Below are 19,306 nucleotides of genomic sequence, written 5' to 3' on the forward strand. Positions count from 1 at the left end.
GCCGCCGCCGGCGCGCGGGGAGACTGGCATGACGGATCTGTCGAACGGTATCGAACACGCGCAGCGCGCGGCCCTCGCGCGCGTCGATGCGGACCCGGAAGAAACCGCCGAATGGCTCGAGGCGCTCGACGCGGTGGTCGCGCACGTCGGCCGCGACCGCGCGCAATACCTGTTCGACCGGCTTGCCGAGCATGCGCGCGCGACCGGCCTCGCGTCGTCGCGCACGCCCGTCACGCGTTACCTGAACACGATTGCGCTCGCCGAGCAGCCGCCGTATCCGGGCGACCTCGACCTCGAAGAGCGGCTGTCGGCCGCGCTGCGCTGGAACGCACTTGCGATGGTCGTGCGCGCGAACCGCGCGTACGGCGAGCTCGGCGGCCACATCGCGAGTTATGCGTCGGCGTCTGACCTGTTCGAAACCGGCTTCAACCATTTCTTCCGCGCGGCGTTGCCCGCGAACGGCGACGCAGGCAGCACGGCCAGCGGCGATCTCGTGTACTTCCAGCCGCATTCGTCGCCGGGCGTCTATGCGCGCGCGTATCTCGAAGGTTTCCTCACCGAGGATCACCTGAAGCACTATCGCCGCGAAATCGCCGGCCCGGGCCTGTGCTCGTATCCGCACCCATGGCTGATGCCCGATTTCTGGCAATTCCCGACCGGCTCGATGGGGATCGGCCCGATCAACGCGATCTACCAGGCGCGCTTCATGCGCTACCTGCAGCATCGCAGCCTCGCGAACACCGCGGGCCGCACCGTGTGGGGCTTCTTCGGCGACGGCGAGATGGACGAACCCGAATCGCTCGGCGCGCTGTCGCTCGCCGCGCGCGAGGGGCTCGACAACCTCGTGTTCGTGATCAACTGCAACCTGCAGCGGCTCGACGGCCCGGTGCGCGGCAACGGCCGTGTGATCGACGAGCTCGAAGCGCAGTTCGCGGGCGCCGGCTGGAACGTCATCAAGGTGTTGTGGGGCTCCGACTGGGATCCGCTGTTCGCGCGCGATCACGCGGGCGCACTGGCGCGCGCCTTCGCCGACACCGTCGACGGGCAGTTCCAGACCTTCTCCGCGAACGACGGCGCATACAACCGCGCGCGCTTTTTCAGCCAGGATCCCGCACTCGAAGCGCTCGCCGCGCAGCTCACCGATGCGGAGATCGACCGCCTGCGCCGCGGCGGCCATGACGCGCGCAAACTGCACGCCGCGTATGCGCGCGCACTTGCGCACCGCGGCCAGCCAACGGTGATCCTCGCGAAGACGATGAAGGGATACGGGATGGGCACGGCCGGCCAGGGCCGGATGACGACCCATCAGCAGAAGAAACTCGACGTCGACGATCTGAAGGCGTTCCGCGACCGCTTCCGGTTGCCGCTGTCGGACAGTGACGTCGAGCAATTGAAGTTTTACAAGCCAGAGGAAGACAGCCCGGAAATGCGTTACCTGCATGCCCGCCGGGCTGCCCTGGGAGGCTATCTGCCCAGAAGGCGGATGGCGGCATCGAAGGGGCTGACCGTCCCTTCGATGCCGGCCTGGGGAGCGTTCGCGCTGGACGCGGCCGGCCGCGAGATGTCGACGACGATGGCGCTCGTGCGCATGCTCGCCGCATTGATCAAGGATCGCGACATCGGCTCGCGCGTCGTGCCGATCGTGGCCGACGAGGCGCGCACCTTCGGCATGGCCAGCCTGTTCCGGCAAGTCGGCATCTACTCGCCGCTCGGCCAGCGTTACGAGCCGGAAGACCTCGGTTCGATGCTCTATTACCGCGAAGACACGCGCGGCCAGATTCTCGAGGAAGGCATCTCGGAAGCAGGCGCAATCTCGTCGTGGATCGCCGCCGCGACGTCGTACAGCGTGCACGACCTGCCGATGCTGCCGTTCTACATCTACTACTCGATGTTCGGCTTCCAGCGCATCGGCGACCTGATCTGGGCCGCCGCCGACCAGCGCTCGCGCGGCTTCCTGATCGGCGCGACGTCCGGGCGCACCACGCTCGGCGGCGAAGGGCTGCAGCATCAGGACGGCAGCAGCCATCTCGCCGCGTCGACGATCCCGAACTGCCGCGCGTACGATCCGGCGTTCGCATACGAAGTCGCGGCGATCGTCGACGCTGGCATGCGCGAGATGGTCGAGCAGCAGCGCGACGTGTTCTATTACGTGACGGTCACGAACGAGAACTACGCGCAGCCGTCCGCGCCGGACGGTGATCCCGACGCACTGCGCGAAGGCATCCTGAAGGGCATTCATCTGCTGCCGGCCGAATCGAATGCGACGGCGCGCGTGCAGTTGCTCGGCGCGGGCGCGATCCTCGGCGAGGTGCTCGCCGCGCAACGGATGCTGAAGGACGACTGGGGAATCGACGCGGCCGTGTGGAGCGTCACGAGCTTCACCGAACTGCAGCGCGACGGAATGGAAGCCGAACGGTGCACGCGGCTTGGTGAGGATGCCGATACAACACCGTACGTGACCGCCGCGCTCGCCGCAACGCGCGGGCCCGTGATTGCCGCGACCGACTACGTGCGCGCGGTGCCGGAACTGATCCGCGCGTACGTGCCCCGCCGCTACGTGACGCTGGGCACCGACGGGTTCGGGCGCAGCGACACGCGCGACGCGCTGCGTGCGTTCTTCGAAGTCGATCGCGCGAGCATCGTGCTCGCCGCGCTGAAGGCGCTGGCGGATGACGGGGAACTCGATGCGGCTGTTGTGCGCGATGCGCGAGCGCGTCTCGGCAAGTCCGCGCAGCCAGGCATCGCGCCATGGCAGCGCTGATCGGGCGATACGGCCGCTCGGCAGTCGACGACTGTTCGTCGATCCAGGCAAGACGACCGATCAGCCAAAGAGGCGAGGATCCAGCGCGAACGCTTCTTTGCTGATCACTTTCACGCTCGAAGCAAAATCCGCATGCAGCGGGTTCAGCAACAAGTTGAAGTCGGTCGGGCAAACGACTGACGGTACGCGCATCGCCAACGGCTCGCCCGCTTCAAGCCAGGCCTGCCCGATCCGGGCAGTCGACTCCGGATCCTGCGACAGGACCGCCCAATCGTCCGGCAGGTCCGGCTGGTACGCGTTGTCATGGACGGTGTCGGGCACTTCGAGCGTCACTAGAGAAAATCCGCCAGCGGGAAGCAAGCCGGACATATGGACGAGCGCCTCGAGCAACGACGTCGACGCATGGCAGCAGGTGTACAGCACACGCATGCCGCGCGGATTCCAGCGGCCACCTGCGATCGCCGCGCCGTTCCCGCTCAGGTCGTCGGCCAGGTAGTGCCCCTTTCGTTCTTTCGCGAGACGATACAACCTCACGCGGCGACCCCGAACTGGGCACGGTTCAGAATGTCGCGCACCCGGTCGTAGCCAGGCTGTACGTCGAGCACTTCGAGCGGCTTCAACCCGTCGAGCTCCGCGTTCGCCCGGCTCATCCACACCGCTGCGCGCTCGCGGTCTTCAAACAGATCGGTCGCGAGATCCAGCACATAGAGCACGCGCGCAACGCGATCGGACTCGCCTTGCGACAACCGGTCGTGTTTGGCGATTTTCCGCAGAATGGTCGAGCTGGGAAGGCTCAGCGCGCTCAAGAGGGACTGAACCGGCACGCCGAGCAACTCGCGCGCGACGCGCTCGATGATGACCGCATCGAAACCCTCCGCGATCGTGCGCCGCTGCGACATCGGCGCCATCCGGCGAAAGGTGTCGAAATCGCCCTTGCCGGCGCCCAGACCGTTCGAGCCGCCCGCCGGCGGCGCGGCGCGGGGCGCGGCAGCCCGCTTGGCAGGCTGACGGGCCGCAGGTGTGGTTGCTGCCATTGCGACTCCCAAATGGGTTAATTTGAATTCCCATTATATACAACCAATCGAGAATTTTCAATTGACCAAATGGCATAGTCGTAACCGCCGCGAACCGCCGGCGCGCCGCGCTACACCGGCAGCGCGTGCGTCGACAGAATCTCCTTGAGCACCATGAACGATCGCACCTGCCGCACGCCGGGCAGGTAGATCAGTTGTTCCGCGTGCAGCCGGTTGAAGCTCTCGTTGTCCCGCGTGCGCACGAGCATGAAATAGTCGAATTCGCCGGTCACGACGTGGCATTCGACACATCCCGACACCTTCTGCGCGGCCTTCTCGAACGCCGCGAACGCTTCTGGCGTCGAGCGGTCGAGCACGAAGCCGATCACGACGAGCATGCCGGCCCCGAGCGGTTTCGGGTCGAGCAGCGCGACGATCCCGCGAATCATCCCCATCTCCTTGAGCCGCTCGACACGCCGCAGGCACGCCGGCGCACTCAGCTTCACCTTCGCGGCGAGGCTCACGTTCGAGATCGACGCGTCCTGCTGAAGCTGCCTGAGGATCGCGCGATCGATGCGATCGAGCGCGGGTGCGGCGTCGGGTGCCGCTGCCGATCTGCTGCTTAATTTCATTGCGTCTTCCTCCGCTTTAGAGAACTTGTATTGCGCTTTCATCGATTTCAACGTCATCAACGTAGGCCGACGATATTTATTTCGCAAGCTCATTTCGCGCCTGCATGCCTATCATTTTTTATCGGGAGACGCCGTGCCGGCTTCTCCCGAGCGCACCGATTCCCATGCACATCCCGCCTTACCGGAGACCGCTTCGATGAACCTGCAACGCTTCCCCCGTTATCCGCTGACGTTCGGCCCGACGCCGATCCAGCCGCTCAAGCGCCTGAGCGCGCACCTCGGCGGCAAGGTCGAGCTGTATGCGAAGCGCGAGGACTGCAACAGCGGCCTCGCGTTCGGCGGCAACAAGACCCGCAAGCTCGAATACCTGATCCCCGATGCACTCGCGCAGGGTGCGGACACGCTGGTGTCGATCGGCGGCGTCCAGTCGAACCAGACGCGGCAGGTCGCGGCCGTCGCCGCACATCTAGGAATGAAGTGCGTGCTGGTGCAGGAGCACTGGGTCAACTACGAAGACCCTGTCTACGATCGCGTCGGCAACATCCAGCTGTCGCGCATGATGGGCGCCGACGTGCGACTCGTCGCGGACGGTTTCGACATCGGCATTCGCCGAAGCTGGGAAGAGGCGATGGAAAGCGTGCGGCAAGCGGGCGGCAAGCCGTATCCGGTGCCGGCCGGCTGCTCCGAGCATCCGCTCGGCGGGCTCGGCTTCGTCGGCTTCGCGGAAGAGGTGCGCCAGCAGGAAGCCGAACTCGGCTTCAAGTTCGACTACATCGTCGTGTGCTCGGTGACGGGCAGCACGCAGGCAGGCATGGTCGTCGGCTTCGCAGCCGACGGGCGCGCGGATCGCGTGATCGGCATCGACGCGTCGGCGAAGCCGGAGCAGACGCACGCGCAAATCACGCGCATCGCGCGGCATACGGCTGAAATCGTCGAGCTCGGGCGTCGCATCGACGAACAGGACGTCGTGCTAGACACGCGCTACGCGGGCCCGGAATACGGACTGCCGAACGACGGCACGCTCGAAGCGATTCGTCTGTGCGCACGGCTCGAAGGCGTGCTGACCGACCCCGTCTATGAAGGCAAGTCGATGCACGGCATGATCGACAAGGTCCGGCTCGGCGAATTCGAGCCGGGGTCGAAGGTGCTGTATGCGCATCTGGGCGGGGTGCCGGCGTTGAGTGCTTACGCGGAGATTTTCCGCAACGGGTGACGCCCGCCCGATCGCGATCCGGCGCGCGCCTGCGCATGCCGTCGCCGCGCCGGTCCGATCGACGATCGTCGACGTCGGGCCGGCGCCGCTTTGTCCCATACCCCGCCCCCTGCCATCCGCCTGCCCGCCGTTCGCCGCGCACCGTTCAGTCGCGTCACGCGCCCCCTTTCCCCTGCGTATCCGACCGCCTCCGTCGCCGAGTTCGACCGGCTTCGCGCGGCTCGACGGATGCCCACGCCGAACGGGACTCGTCCGCGTCGACACATTGACCCTACGACGCAGTCTTGAATCATTCGTACCTGTCCGAGTCTATGAGCGCCTCATTTAGTAGGCGTTCTATTTAAATCGCCCCCCTGCTTGCCGAAAATTGACCGGGTCGAGTCGATTGCAACGTTTCGCAAACATTCGCCCGCAACGGCACGGTTGAAACCGCCGATGCGAGACGCGCGACCGTCCGGCCAATCAAGCAGCGTCATCGTCCAGCGATTGCCCACCCCACGCATTGGAAGCAGCAGCGACACCCGGCCCGGTCCGGGTGTGTCGTGCTGCGCCGCGTCGGGACAACGGCCGACGCGACCCATCCGACAGAACGACAGCAACGGGGCATATGGATACGTCATTCGAAGTCCGGCACACGCAGGTGTCGCCAATCGCGGGGGGATCGATCGCACGCGCGTCCGACGTCGCGCTGATCTCGATCGGCGCGCTCGCCGCGGCGCTGGTCCTGCCCGACACGCGAATCGACCGTTCGCCCGAATTGACCGCCGTCGCATGCGCGGCAACGTTCGCCCTGGTGCTGTTCCCCGCATTCGGCATCTACCGGATACCGCGCGGCCGTTCGAAACGACGCGCCACCGTCCTGACCGCGCTCGCGTGGCTGCTCGCGCAAGCCTGCGCGGCGCTCGTGATGCGCGCGCTGTCGCCCGCGTCGAGCACGCCGTCGAACTGGTATCTGCTCTGGACAGTGACGAGCGGCGCCGCGCTCTGCGTAGCGCGGCTCGTCGCCAGCCGGACGCTCGACCGGATCGGTCGTCCGCCCGAAGGCGGCTACCCGGTCGCGATCGTCGGCACCGGTGCGCATTGCAACGCCGTGCGCGACCGGATCGCCGGGATGCCGTCGGCAGGCTTCCGCGCCGCCGCCACGTTCGATCCCGGCGTCGCATGCCGCGAACGCCACGCCGGCGTGCCGCACTTCGATGCGCTGGACGCATTCGCGCATCATGTGCGAACGCATGCGATTCCGGAAGTCTGGCTCGCGCTGCCGATCGGCGACGCGCGCACCGTCATGACCGTGATCGATGCGTTCCGCAACGATCTCGTCAACATCCGGCTCATGCCTGACGTCAGCACCGTGTCGATGTTCGACACGGGGATGGTCGACCTGGTCGGCGCGCCGGCGATCAACCTCGTCGCGTCGCCGTTGTCGTCGCAAGCGCTGCTTCAGAAAGCCGTGTTCGACCGTTTGTTCTCCGCGGCCGTCCTGGTCGGCACGGCGCCGCTGCTGCTCGCGATCGCGGCGGCGGTCCGGCTGTCGTCGAAAGGCCCCGCGCTGTTCCGGCAACAGCGTCAGGGCGCGAACGGCAACACCTTCACGATCCTCAAGTTCCGCACGATGCGGCTGCACGAAGACAGCCGCGAAATCCGGCAGGCCACGCGCGACGATCCCCGCGTGACCCGCATCGGTGCGTTCCTGCGCCGGACGAGCCTCGACGAACTGCCGCAATTCATCAACGTGCTGCGCGGCGAGATGTCCGTCGTCGGGCCGCGCCCGCATGCGCTCCAGCACGACAACCTGTATCAGCCGATCGTCGACGGCTACATCCACCGTTATCGCGTCAAGCCGGGCATCACGGGCTGGGCGCAGGTCAACGGGCTGCGCGGCGAAACCGACTCCATCGAAAAGATGCAGCGCCGTGTCGAAGCCGATCTCCATTACCTGCGCAACTGGTCGTTCTCGCTCGACATGCGCATCGTCGCGGCCACGGTCGTACGCGGCTGGATGCACGGCAACGCGTACTGACACGCACGCGGCACCGGATTCATTCCGCGCCGCCACCTGATAAGGATTACTTATGACAAATCCAAAAGACATCCGCGCGGAGCATGCCCGCCCGCGCTGCGCGCGCATGCTGCTGGCCATGGCCGCAAGCGTCGCGCTGTCGGCCTGTGCGCTCGCGCCCGGCATGCGGATGAGCCCGCCCTCCGACGCGGCCGACACGCAGGCTGGCAGCGGCGCCCCCTCGTTCCGCATCACGCCGATCGATGCTGGCCTGATTCGCGCACTCGATGCGCAATCGGCCCGGCAACAGTCCGGGCAATCCGACCGTCTCGTCGCGCCGCCCGGCCCGTACCGGATCGGCCCCGGCGACGTATTGCAGGTCACCGTGTGGGATCACCCCGAGCTCGCCGCTTCGCAAGGCGCCGCGCCGCAGAACGCGCCGCGCGCAGCGGACCCGGCGTCCGGCTTCGTCGTCGATCCGGACGGCAACCTGTCGTTCCCGTTCGCGGGCAAGCTGCACGTCGCGGGGTTGACCGCCGACGCCGCGCAAGCCCGGATCGCCGCGGCACTGTCGCGCGTGTATCGCAATCCGCAGGTGACGCTGCGCGTCGCGTCGTTCCGTTCACAGCAGGTCTACATCGACGGCGAGGTCCGTACACCGGGCGCCCAGCCCGTCAACGACGTGCCGATGACGCTCTATGAGGCGCTGGGTCGCTCGGGCGGCCTCGGCCCCGCCGCCGACCAGAGCCGCATGACGCTGGTGCGCGGCGGCGTGACCTATCCGCTCGACCTGAGCCGGATGCTCAGGCACGGCCGCAATCCGGCCGACATCGTGCTCGCCGCAGGCGATCTCCTGCACGTGCCGGCCCGCAGCGATTACGGCGCGTACGTGATGGGCGAGGTCAACAAGCCGTCGCTCGCGGTGCCGCAACGCGACGGACGCCTGACGCTGTCCGACGCGCTGTCACAGGCCGGCAGCGTGAACGCGGGCACGGCCGACGCGGCCCAGATGTTCGTGATCCGCGGGTCGGGCACGGACAGCCCGCAGGTGTTCCATCTCGACGCGCGCTCGCCGGTGTCGATGGTGCTCGCGAACGAATTCGAACTGCGGCCGAAGGACATCGTCTACGTCGACGGCAGCGGCCTCGTGCGCTTCAGCCGCGTGCTCAGCCTGCTGCTGCCCGGCGTCAACACCAGCGTCACCGCGGCGCTCGCCGTCAAATGAACGCGGTCGCCACGCTGCTCGTCGTGTGCATCGGCAACGTGTGCCGCAGCCCGATGGCCGAAGCGCTGTTCCGTGCGCGGCTGCCGGGCGTCGACGTGCAATCGGCCGGCCTCGGCGCACGTGACGGCCAGCCGGCCGATCCGCATGCGGTCGACCTGATGCGCGAGCGCGGCCTCGACATCGCCGCGCACCGCGCGCGCCGCGTGCCGCCCGGGCTCGCCACGCGCACCGACCTGATCCTGACGATGGATGTCGACCAGCAACGCTGGCTCGAGCGCCGCCTGCCGGCGCTGCGTGGCCGCGTGTTCCTGCTCGGCATGCCCGATCCGCGTGACGGCCGCACACGCGGCTTCGACGTATCGGACCCGTACCTCGGCCCGCGCGCGTCTTTCGAACACAGCCTGCGGCACATCGAGCGCGGTGTCGACGCATGGTGCGCGCGCATCGCGCCGGCCGCCCCTTCCACGCTTGTCCTTTCCGATTCGACCCGATGACTTCCACACCTTCTCACGAGCATCCACACGACCGCGACGGCGAGCTCGATCTTGCCGGCGCGATCGACGTGCTCGTTTCCCGGCGCTGGCTGATCGCCATCGTCACCGCCGCCTGCATGGGCGCCGGTACGCTGTATGCGTTCCTTGCCCCGCGGCAATACCAGGCCGACATCATGGTGCAAGTCGAGGACAGCGGCGATTCGTCGGCCGCCAGGAGCGTGCTCGGCGACGTGTCGTCGCTGTTCGACATCAAGTCGAGCGCGGCCGCCGAAGCGCAGATCCTCGCGTCGCGACTCGTCATCACGCGCGCGGTCGACGAGCTGCGCAGCTACATCGTCGCGCAACCGAAGCGCTTCCCGGTCGTCGGCGAATTCGTGTCGCGCTTCAACACGGGAATCTCGCGCCCCGGCCTGCTGGGCCTCGGCGGCTACGCATGGGGCGACGAAAGCGCCGAACTGGCGCGCTTCGATGTACCGAAGCCGCTCGAAGGCGAGCGTTTCGAACTCTCGCTGCTCGACTCGTGGCGCTACCGGCTGACGGGTGCCGCGCTGCCGGAGCCGGTCACGGGTACGTTCGGTCACCCGGAGACATTCGCGACCGCCTACGGCCCGATCGCCATCGAAGTCACCCGCATCGACGCGCATCCCGACACCCGCTTCACGCTCGTGCGCGAATCGCGCGCCGGCACGATCGATGCGCTGCGCCGCGGGCTCGACGTCCAGGAAAAGATCAAGCAATCGAGCGTGATCGTCGCGACGCTGCGCGGCGCCGACCCGCAGCGCGTGCAGGCGCAGTTGCAAGCCATCGCGAACCACTACGTGCTCCAGCATATCGAGCGCAAGTCCGCCGATGCCGCGCAATCGCTCGCGTTCCTCAACGCGCAGTTGCCGGAGCTCAAGAAGCAGTTGCAGGACGCCGAACAGCGCTACACGAACATGCGCAACGCGAACGGCGCCATCGACCTCGACGAAGAGGCGAAGCTGATCCTGCAGCAATCGGCCGACGCGAAGACGCGCGGGCTCGAACTGCAACAGAAGCGCGACGCGATGGGCTCGCGCTTCGCGCCGGGCCATCCCGACATGATCGCGCTCGACGCGCAGATCGCGACGCTCGCGCGCGAGCAGCAGTCGTTCGAGCAACAGGTCAGGCGCTTGCCCGACCTGCAGCAGAACGCCGTGCGCCTGATGCTCGACGTGAAGGTCGATACCGATCTCTACACGGCGCTGCTCGCCAACGCGCAGCAGCTCGAACTGGTCAAGGCAGGCAAGACCGGCAGCGTGCGGCTCGTCGACACGCCGGTCGCGCCCGAGGACCCGGTGCGCCCGAACCGGCCCGTCGTGATCGCGGCCGCCGCGCTGCTCGGCCTCGCGCTCGGCGTCGCGCTCGCGTTCGTGCGCGACACCTTGTTCGGTGGCGTACGCAGCGCCGACGAGATCGAGCGGCCGCTCGGTATCGACGTCTATGCGACCGTTCCGGAATCGCCCGGCCAGCGGCAGGTCGCACGGCGCATCGCACAGTGCGCGCCGGGGCCGCATCTGTTGAGCGTGCTTCATCCGCACGATCCGGCGGTCGAGAGCCTGCGGAGCCTGCGCACCGCGCTCCGCTTCGCGATGCAGCGTGCGCGCAACAACGTGCTGCTGCTGACGGGCCCGGTGCCCGGCGCCGGCAAGTCGTTCGTCGCGTCGAACTTCGCGGCGCTGCTGGCCGCCAACGGCGAGCGCGTGCTGCTCGTCGACGGCGACCTGCGCCGCGGCTACCTGCACGACGCGCTCGGTGTCGGGCGCGAGCCGGGTTTCGCCGAGCTGCTTTCGGGTGCGGTCGAGCCGGATGCGGCGGTCCGCCGCGACGTGATCCCCAACCTCGACTTCATCCCGACCGGCGCAATCCCCGCGCATCCGGCGGAACTGCTCGTCGACGATCGCGTCGGCGCGCTGCTCGATACGCTGTCGGCCCGCTACGACCTCGTCGTGATCGACGCCGCGCCGATCCTCGCCGTCACCGACGCCGTCGTGCTCGGCCACCATGCGGGCACCGTGCTGCTCGCGGCCCGCGCGGCATCGACCCGCGTCGCCGAACTCGGCGAAGCGATCCGGCGCCTCGCGCACAACGGCGTCGATGCGAGCGGCGTGCTGCTCAACGGCGTCGATCCACGTTCCGGCGGCTACGGCTCGCGTTACGGCGCGTATCGCTACACCGAGTACCGCTATGCGCCATCGCGCTGCGGCATCGCGGCGTCGATCGGACAGTCGCTGCGCGCGTTCGCCGCACGCTTGCGGCGAGGAGCGCCGCGATGAACGATACCCGTCAACTCGAACGTCCGGCCGCCGGCGAAGCCGCGCGCATCGCGGCACGACCCGCCGCAGGACCACCCGTGACGCTCCGCGCGAACCGCACGCCGCCGCTGCGTGTCGCGCTCGTCGTCGAAGCGGCGGGCGGCGGCGTGGCCGTCCATCTCGCCGACCTGATCGACGGACTGAGCAAGGCCGGCGGCGTCGAACTGCACCTGATCGTGCCGCGCGGGCCGCGCTTCGACGGTACGATCCTCGACGCGCGCGTGCTGTCACTTTGCGCGAGCGTGCACCATGTGCCGATGCGGCGCGCGGTCGGCTGGCGCGATGCGCTGGCCGTCGCGCACGTGTATCGATGCCTGCTGCGCATTCGCCCCGACATCGTGCACAGCCACAGCTCGAAGGCCGGCGCGATCGCGCGCCTGTGCATCGGGCCGTGGCGACACGTGTACACGCCGCATGCAATCTACACGCTCAACCCGGCCCTGAGCGGGCTGCAACGCTGCGTGTACGGCACGATCGAGGCACTGCTCGGCCACTTCCGCTCGCATCGAATCGTCGCCGTCTCGCGCGACGAAGCGCGGCATCTGCACGACGCGCTCGGCATCCCCACGCATCGCGTTGCGACGATCGCCAACGGCGTCCCGTCAACCGCGACGCTCCCGCGCCGCGACGCGCGGCTGGCGCTCGGCCTGCCGAACGATGCGATCGTCGTCGGTTTCGTCGGGCGTTTCAGCCACCAGAAAGGCGTCGATCGGCTCGTACGGATCGCGCGCGGCGTCTATCGTCAGTGCGGCCTCGACGTGCGCTTCATCGCGATCGGCCCGGGTAACTTCCCTGCCGAGGCCGGCCCCGAGGCTGACGACGTGCCGCCCAATCTTCATGTTGCCGGCCCGGTCGAGCGCGCCAGCCGCTATTTCTCCGCATTCGACCTGTTCGTGCTGCCGAGCCGCTACGAAGGGTTTCCGTACGTCTGCCTCGAGGCGATGGCCGCGCGTGTGCCGATCGTCGCGTCACGCGTCGCGGGCGTGACCGAATTGGTCGACACGCACGGCATCGGCATCGTCGTGCCGAACGACGACGACACGACGCAATTCACCCGCACCGTCGTCGCGCTCGCCCGCGACGCGGAGCGACGCCTCGCGATGCGCACGCACTGCGCGGCGACGCTCGACCATTTCTCCGCCGCGACGATGGTCCGGCGCACCCACGACCTGTATCGCGCACTCGTTCAAGGACACCTCGCATGACTTCCTCTCCCCACGTCGCGCTGCTGCACGCATACAGCGCCAGCAACGCCGGCGACGGCCTGCTGGTCGACCTGTCCGTCTCGCTGCTGCGGGAGGCCTTCGGCGACGCGACACGCGTGTCGATCGTCGCCGCCGATCCCGCGTCGTTTCCCGGCCACGACGACGTGCGCCCGGCCCCCGTGCTCGCCGGCGGCGGCTGGCGACGGCTGGCCGCCGCTGCCGGCGCCGCGCTGCATCTGCCCGCGAACGGCGGGCTGCGCCCGCTCGGCGACTTGCTCGACCAGGTCGACCTGATCGTCGGCGTCGGCGGCGGCTACCTGCGCGCGCGCAATCCGCTCGAGGCGCTCAAGCTCGAAGCCGGGCACCTGCTGCAGATGCGCGCCACGCGCGCGTCGGGCAAACCGGCCGTGTATCTGCCGCAAAGCATCGGACCCACGCTGTCGGCTGGCCCGGTCGGTGCGCACCTGCGCTCGCTGCTTGCCGCGTTCGACACGGTGTTCGTTCGCGACGACCGTTCCGCGGCCTTCCTCGCCGCGAATCCGAATACGCGGCGCGCCCCCGATCTCGCCGTCCTCGATTTCGAGCATCGCCGCGACGCGATCCTGCAGCGCGCGGCGCGCGCCAATCGCGACGTGCGGCACGTCGCGTTCGTGCTGCGCCGCGCACCCGCATGGTCCGCCGCACAACGCGCGCGCTACGACGCATCGATCCGGCAGCTCGTCGAACAGGTAAGCGCAACATGCCGGGTGAGCTTCGCGATACAGAGCACCGGACGCGGCAACGACGATCTGGCGTACTACCACCGCCTCGGCATCCGCGATCCACTGGTACCGCTCAAGGCGCTGCTCGAGCACGACCGGCCCGACGTCACGGTGTCGGTGCGGCTGCACGGCGCGCTCGAATCGATCCTGCACGGCGTGCCGGCATTCCACGTCAGCTACGAGCGCAAGGGCTTCGGCGCCTATGCGGACATGCGGCTCTACGACTGGGTCGTCAACGGCGCGAACTTCGATCCCGCGTCCGTCGCCGACACGATCTTCGCGCCCGGCGCGACGGCGGCGTTCTGGGACGCCGCGCAAACCGGCTTCGCCCGCATTCGCGCGGCGCGCGTGCGCGTGATCGATGCGCTGCGCGCCGCGCTCGATACCGACAAGGGCGAACGATGCTGACGCGCCTGTTGTTGCGGTTTTCGGCGCTCGGCCTCAAATTCGCGCTCGCGATCGTCGTTGCGCGCACGCTCGGCTTCGACGCGATCGCCGCGTACGGGCTGGCGGTCGCCGCGTCGGTGATCGCATCGAAAGTGCTGGGCCTCGGCTTCAGCCCCGAGCTCAACCGGCGCCTGAGCGAGGCCAACCCGCTACCGGCCATCGGCAATGCGCGCCGGCTGTGCGTCGTCTATGGCGCGCTCTACCTGTTGCTCGCCGCCGCGCTTGCCGTGGCGACGCTGAACGAAACCGCCGCCGCGCTGCTCGCGCGCTTCGGGCTGCCAGCGTCGCTCGCGTGGAGCGTACTGCTCGTCGCGCTGTCCGAGCACGCGGCATTCGAGACGAACGGATGGCTGTTCTCGCTGCACCGGCCGCGTGCCGCGTCGCTGCTGCTGTTCGTGCGCACCGGCGCGTGGGCCGGCGTCGCGTGCGCGGGGCTGCTCGCGGGTGTCGTGCAATCGATCGAGACGGTGTTCGCGATCTGGGTCATGACCAACATACTCGTCGTGATCGCGTGCCTGCGCCGGATCGATGCGTTCGCGCACCGCGCGCGCGGCATCCGTTTCCCCGAGAGCGCGACCGATTCGGACGGCGTGTTCCCGGTCTGGTTGCACGGGCTGCCCTTCTACGCGGCCGGCGTGCTCCTCGTGGTGCTGCAATACGCGGAACGCTTCATCGCCGGCAGCCATGTGAGCGCGGATGTACTCGGCCAGTACGTATTCGCATGGTCGATCGCCAACGCCGTGCAGACGGTCGCGTTCGCAACGGTCGTGGCGACGGCCGGCCCGCGCTTCGTGCGAACGCTGGCCGATACGCCCGGCGCGTTTCTGCATCAGGTACGCCATGCGGCGGCGGCCAGCGTGGGCGTGACGCTGCTCGCATCGGCAGTCATCGCCGTCGTGTACCGCGACCTGTTCGCGTTCGCGCACGAGCCGGCGGACGCCGGCCATGCCGCGCTGCTCGCGGTGCTGCTCGTGTCGTTCGTCCTGCGCGCGGTGGCAGACGTACTGTGGGCCGCCGCGATCGCGCTGCGTGGCGGCAGCGTCGTGCTGGCCGCATTGACGGTGATCGCGCTGCTGTACCTGCCGGTTGCGTCGCAACTGATCGCGCGCGACGGCGTCATGGGCGCCGCGCTCGCCCATCTGGCGACGAGCGTCGCGGTCGCCGCGATGCTCGCGCTGAGCGTCGCGCGACTCACGCGCCGACATCGACACATCCCGCCCGCCACGGAGCTGAATCATGCTGGATAAGCTGATTTGCGCGGGCCCGCGGCTCAGCCACGGCCTGATACGCGCCGTCGCCGCGCTGGCCGTGCTGGCTTACTGGGGCATCTATGCGAAAGCCGGTGCGTTTCTGCCCGAGTTCATCTTTCGCGATGCGGAGAAGATCCAGAGCCAGATCGGTGGCGCCAGCACCTACGAAGGCACGTCGTTCGATGCGGTCGCGCGGCTCTACGCGGCGCTCGGCGCGACCGGTACGCATCTGTTCGTCGCGTCGGTCGGCGCGCTCTGCATCTGGTTTGTGCTCGGCCAGGGCAAGCGCGTTGGCTCGATGGCGGCCTGCATGGTGCTGCTCGCGCCGTGTGTGTTCTTCAACCTGTTCGTCGCGAGCAAGGACACGCTCGTCGTGCTGATGGCCATCGCGCTCGCGCGGATCGCGCAGCGTCGCGCCGCGCTTGTTGCGATCGCGGCCGCCGTCGTGCTGTACAGCGCCTATGCAGCCTTTGTACGCAGCTATTTCGCGCTGATTCCCGCGATCGCGATCGGCGTGCTGCTGTTTCGGCGAGGTGCGTGGCCGCGCAAGATCGTGCTGATGCTTGCCGTGCTGCTCGCGATCTTCCTGCTGCCGAACGACGTGTATTACCTGCTGCAGCATCCGCGCGACATGGCCGCGGACTATCTCGAATACGGCTCGCCGTTCGGCGCTCGCACCAGCTTCCGCAACCCGGCCGAGCCGGTTTCGTTCGTCGCGTTCGGCGTCAACTACCTGTATGCGGTGCTCCGCCTGAATCTGCCGGTGCTGTTTTCGCCCGGGCCGAAGGAGATCGCGATGCAGGTGTTCGTGTGGATCGCGCTGGCCGCCGTGTGGCGACGTGCGCGGGGCGATGGCGGTCACGGCCGCGAGGTGCTTGCCGCCCTCGTCATTGGACATGTTGCCGTGTCGATGCTGTTCGAGCCCGATCTCGGCAGCTATACGCGCCATTTGTCGAGCGTGTCGCTGCTGTGCGCGGTGCAGTTCGTGGGTGCGTCGCGAGTGGTGCGGGGGCCGGGGCGGAGATCCGGTACGTCCGGTGCGTCCGACATCACTGCCGGTCACCGCAACCGATCGGCGGTGTCGCGAGAAATCCCGACCGGAAATCGCCATGCGTGACACCGTGCACCCACGCGCGTTCTTCCCCAATATCCAGGCAGCCCGGGCCTTCGCTGCCCTCGCGGTGGTCGCATATCACATGCGCGTGCTTCCGTTCGGCCAGGCTGGTGTCGACGTCTTCTTCGTGATCAGCGGGTTCATCATGTCGTGCGTCGCGCCGGACGAAGGCCGCGCGTTCTTATACAAGCGCCTGGTCCGGATCGTGCCGCTCTACTGGGTGACGACGCTCGGCATCTACGCGATCGCCGTGCTGCGTCCGCACTGGCTGAACACGACGACGGCCGCACCCGAATACCTCGTCAAATCGCTGCTGTTCGTGCCTTACGTCAAGGAAAACGGTCATTGGGGCCCGCTGAACCTGAACGGCTGGACCCTCGAGTACGAGATGCTGTTCTATCTCGCCATTGCGGCAAGCCTTGGGGTCGTCCGCGCACGCTACGCGACGGCGCTCGCCGCGATGGTGCTCGCGTTCTTCTGTGTAGCGGTGGCAATCGGTGGCACGCCCGGCACCGTCGTCCATCACCTCGGACAACCGTTCGTGCTGGAGTTCGGCCTCGGCGTCGTGGCGTATCGGGTGCTGCAGACCCTCATCGCCCGGCGAATCGCCGTGCCGGTGTGGATGTGCGCGGCAGCGGCAACGGCCGCCGTCGCGGCGATTTCGTTGCCTCATGCAATTTTCGGCACGCCGCAAGCGTTGACGCGTGTTGCGCTATGGGGTGTGCCGGCGTGCGTGCTGATCGTTTCGCTGGCCGCGCTCGACATGCGGAACCAGTCGCTCTCGAATCGGATCGTCGCTTCGCTCGGCGCCGCCAGCTATTCGATCTACCTGATCCATCCGTATGTCATAGGACTCACCGAGAAGATCGTCGGCGCGCATGCGAATCTTCAGACGTGGACTGGCATCGCGACCGCATGCGCAACGCTCGGCGTGGTCTGCGTATCCGGATATGCACGCCATGTCCGGATCGAACGGCCGATGGTGTCGGTATTGAACCGATGGCCCCGGCCACCATCGTGATCGCGCTATCGCCGGTTGCCCCCGAGGCAATAGCGCACAAAGTGTGCCACCGCATCATCGCCATTCATGCGTCGAAACGCCACGGACGCGACCGCCCTCTCGTCCAGCTCACCGGACGGCTGTTATCCCGACACGTCAACAACGTCAAATCCCCCGAGTCATTCGCAACCAGGCGTGGCGTTCCCCGCGAAAAGTGAGAAATCGTACGAATCACCTGTTACGGAAAATTTCATTCGTACTCGTCCTATAAGAGAATTTTCACCCCCCCGATAACATTTCTCCTGACTCTTCCAAGAGTTAATTCACCTAAATCTCGAACGGAGAAAATCGTGGCTTTCAACAAGAAAATTCTCGCGCTGGCAGCAATCGCAAGCATGTTCGCAGCCGGCTCGGCGATGGCGGCCGACGGCACGCTCAACTTCACCGGTGCGATCACGGCCGCATCCTGCTCGATCACGGGCGGCGCCGGCTCCAGTGTCACGGGTGGGAAGGGCGACCAGAACATCGCAGTCAACCTCGGCACCGTCAGCGCCGACGCGCTCGGCAGCACCGCGGGCGGCGGCATCGCGGCCGGCACGTCGATCAACCTCAACCTCGATTGCGGCAACACCGCGGCTGGCTTGACTTCGGTCAAGGTGAAGTTCGACCCGATGGCTGGCTCCGGCACCGATTCGAAGAACAACAAGCTGCTCAAAACCACGGGCACGGCCAAGGGTGTCGGCATCGGTATCTACGATGGCGACAACAAGCTGCTGAACCTGGCTGCCAACGAGACCTTCGACGCAGCGCTGACCAAGGGCGGCACCGAAGAGGCGCCGGTCTACACCGCGCAGCTGAACATGCGTGCCGGCTACGTCGCGAACGGTGACGCTATCGACGCAGGTACGGCAAACGGCACGTTGCCGTTCACGCTCACCTACGAGTAATTCGCCCCAACCAAGCGGCAGGATGGTGATTCATGCCGTCCCGCCGCCCTGCCCAGATTCAGATTCCGACATGAAAAGAACACTCATCGCCGGGCTGGTCGCGGCTAGCTCGCTGCTGTCCCTTCCCGTTCCCTCCCACGCCGGCATTTCACTGTCCAGCACCCGGGTGGTCTACACCGCGAAAAGCAAGGAAGCGTCGGTACTCGTCAAGAACCGATCGAAAGACGACGTGATGATCCAGTCGTGGCTGGAAGCGCCAAACGACGCTCATCGCGATCTGCCATTTGCAATCACGCCATCTCTCAGCCGCCTCGGCGGCGAGAAGCAGCAAATGTTGCGCATCTTCTATTCCGGGCAAGGTCTGGCACCCGATCGCGAATCGGTCTTCTGGCTCAACGTGCAGGAAATTCCACAGAAGCCGAAGGACGACAACTCGCTTCAGATCGCAGTACGGCAGCGCATCAAGCTCTTCTATCGGCCTGCTGATCTTCCCGGCAAGCCCGAGGAGGCCCCTGGGCAATTGAAGTGGCGCTGGGCCGACAACGATGGCAAGCCGGGGATGGAGATCGTCAACGACACGCCGTATTACGTGTCCGTGGTGCGTGCAAGCCTCCGTAGCGGCTCGAATGCCTACACCGTCACCCCGGAAATGATCGCGCCAAAATCGTCGCAACGCGTCGCAGTCAAGGATTTCTCGGGTCGGTCCGTCGCAGCGGACGCGAAAGTGGAGTTCGAATCGATCGACGATTTCGGCGCGGCAGTCCGCACCCAATCAGTCATCTCGAGATGACCGAGCAACCGCACCACGTCGTCTCGACCGAATCCTCAATATATTCAGTTTTACTAATTTATTAGAGGGCGCGCATTTCGGAAACTTCGGCAGACGAGAGACGCACTCGAACAAGGCATGAA

General features: G+C 67.2%; 16 protein-coding genes. 13 read left to right on the forward strand and 3 right to left on the reverse strand.

Annotated features, from left to right (window positions below):
• The first annotated feature begins 28 nt into the window (after positions 1-28).
• Positions 29-2,761 carry an alpha-ketoglutarate dehydrogenase gene (gene mdeB, locus H3H55_RS30955; protein WP_193101601.1) on the forward strand — a complete coding sequence of 911 codons (2,733 nt, stop codon included), beginning with the start codon at positions 29-31 and terminating at the stop codon, positions 2,759-2,761.
• A gap of 60 nt (positions 2,762-2,821) precedes the next feature.
• On the opposite strand, the gene H3H55_RS30960 is transcribed toward mdeB, so the two are convergent.
• From H3H55_RS30960 to H3H55_RS30970, 3 genes are all read right to left on the reverse strand, one after another.
• A complete protein-coding gene (locus H3H55_RS30960) occupies positions 2,822-3,295 on the reverse strand; it encodes an RES family NAD+ phosphorylase (protein WP_193101603.1) in 474 nt (157 codons plus the stop codon).
• Positions 3,292-3,795 carry an antitoxin Xre/MbcA/ParS toxin-binding domain-containing protein gene (locus H3H55_RS30965; RefSeq protein WP_193101605.1) on the reverse strand — a complete coding sequence of 168 codons (504 nt, stop codon included), beginning with the start codon at positions 3,793-3,795 and terminating at the stop codon, positions 3,292-3,294. The genes H3H55_RS30960 and H3H55_RS30965 overlap by 4 nt, the downstream gene beginning before the upstream one ends.
• A gap of 110 nt (positions 3,796-3,905) precedes the next feature.
• On the reverse strand, positions 3,906-4,406 hold the full coding sequence (locus H3H55_RS30970; RefSeq protein WP_129516359.1) for an Lrp/AsnC family transcriptional regulator: 501 nt from the start codon (positions 4,404-4,406) through the stop codon (positions 3,906-3,908).
• A gap of 196 nt (positions 4,407-4,602) precedes the next feature.
• Here H3H55_RS30970 and H3H55_RS30975 point away from each other — a divergent pair, with 196 nt between their 5' ends.
• The 12 genes from H3H55_RS30975 to H3H55_RS31030 all read left to right on the forward strand — a co-directional run bounded on the left by H3H55_RS30975 (position 4,603) and on the right by H3H55_RS31030 (position 19,184).
• Positions 4,603-5,619, forward strand: a complete 1,017-nt coding sequence (locus H3H55_RS30975) for a 1-aminocyclopropane-1-carboxylate deaminase (protein ID WP_048249818.1) — start codon at positions 4,603-4,605, stop codon at positions 5,617-5,619.
• 607 nt (positions 5,620-6,226) lie between these two features.
• Positions 6,227-7,639 carry an undecaprenyl-phosphate glucose phosphotransferase gene (locus H3H55_RS30980; RefSeq protein ID WP_193101612.1) on the forward strand — a complete coding sequence of 471 codons (1,413 nt, stop codon included), beginning with the start codon at positions 6,227-6,229 and terminating at the stop codon, positions 7,637-7,639.
• A gap of 52 nt (positions 7,640-7,691) precedes the next feature.
• Positions 7,692-8,843 carry a polysaccharide biosynthesis/export family protein gene (locus H3H55_RS30985; RefSeq protein ID WP_193101614.1) on the forward strand — a complete coding sequence of 384 codons (1,152 nt, stop codon included), beginning with the start codon at positions 7,692-7,694 and terminating at the stop codon, positions 8,841-8,843.
• Positions 8,840-9,337, forward strand: coding sequence for a low molecular weight protein-tyrosine-phosphatase (locus H3H55_RS30990; RefSeq protein WP_193101616.1), 498 nt, complete (start codon positions 8,840-8,842; stop codon positions 9,335-9,337). The genes H3H55_RS30985 and H3H55_RS30990 overlap by 4 nt, the downstream gene beginning before the upstream one ends.
• Positions 9,334-11,631 (forward strand): polysaccharide biosynthesis tyrosine autokinase, encoded by a 2,298-nt coding sequence (locus H3H55_RS30995; RefSeq protein WP_193101617.1) that lies wholly within the window; start codon positions 9,334-9,336, stop codon positions 11,629-11,631. The genes H3H55_RS30990 and H3H55_RS30995 overlap by 4 nt, the downstream gene beginning before the upstream one ends.
• The gene (locus H3H55_RS31000; RefSeq protein WP_193101619.1) at positions 11,628-12,875 is read left to right on the forward strand and encodes a glycosyltransferase family 4 protein; all 1,248 of its coding nucleotides are present in this window, start codon (positions 11,628-11,630) and stop codon (positions 12,873-12,875) included. The genes H3H55_RS30995 and H3H55_RS31000 overlap by 4 nt, the downstream gene beginning before the upstream one ends.
• On the forward strand, positions 12,872-14,044 hold the full coding sequence (locus H3H55_RS31005) for a polysaccharide pyruvyl transferase family protein (RefSeq protein ID WP_193101621.1): 1,173 nt from the start codon (positions 12,872-12,874) through the stop codon (positions 14,042-14,044). The genes H3H55_RS31000 and H3H55_RS31005 overlap by 4 nt, the downstream gene beginning before the upstream one ends.
• The gene (locus tag H3H55_RS31010) at positions 14,038-15,330 is read left to right on the forward strand and encodes a lipopolysaccharide biosynthesis protein (RefSeq protein ID WP_193101623.1); all 1,293 of its coding nucleotides are present in this window, start codon (positions 14,038-14,040) and stop codon (positions 15,328-15,330) included. The genes H3H55_RS31005 and H3H55_RS31010 overlap by 7 nt, the downstream gene beginning before the upstream one ends.
• Positions 15,320-16,450, forward strand: coding sequence for a hypothetical protein (locus H3H55_RS31015; RefSeq protein ID WP_226800419.1), 1,131 nt, complete (start codon positions 15,320-15,322; stop codon positions 16,448-16,450). The genes H3H55_RS31010 and H3H55_RS31015 overlap by 11 nt, the downstream gene beginning before the upstream one ends.
• Positions 16,443-17,468: an acyltransferase family protein gene (locus tag H3H55_RS31020; RefSeq protein ID WP_193101625.1), complete on the forward strand. Its 1,026-nt coding sequence runs from the start codon at positions 16,443-16,445 to the stop codon at positions 17,466-17,468. The genes H3H55_RS31015 and H3H55_RS31020 overlap by 8 nt, the downstream gene beginning before the upstream one ends.
• 329 nt (positions 17,469-17,797) lie before the next feature.
• On the forward strand, positions 17,798-18,394 hold the full coding sequence (locus H3H55_RS31025) for a fimbrial protein (RefSeq protein WP_319022340.1): 597 nt from the start codon (positions 17,798-17,800) through the stop codon (positions 18,392-18,394).
• A 70-nt stretch (positions 18,395-18,464) separates the two neighbouring features.
• A complete protein-coding gene (locus H3H55_RS31030; RefSeq protein ID WP_193101627.1) occupies positions 18,465-19,184 on the forward strand; it encodes a molecular chaperone in 720 nt (239 codons plus the stop codon).
• Positions 19,185-19,306 lie beyond the last annotated feature (122 nt).

It is taken from the genome of Burkholderia sp. Z1 (assembly GCF_014893795.1).
In the GTDB taxonomy this organism is placed as follows: Bacteria; Pseudomonadota; Gammaproteobacteria; order Burkholderiales; family Burkholderiaceae; genus Burkholderia; species Burkholderia theae.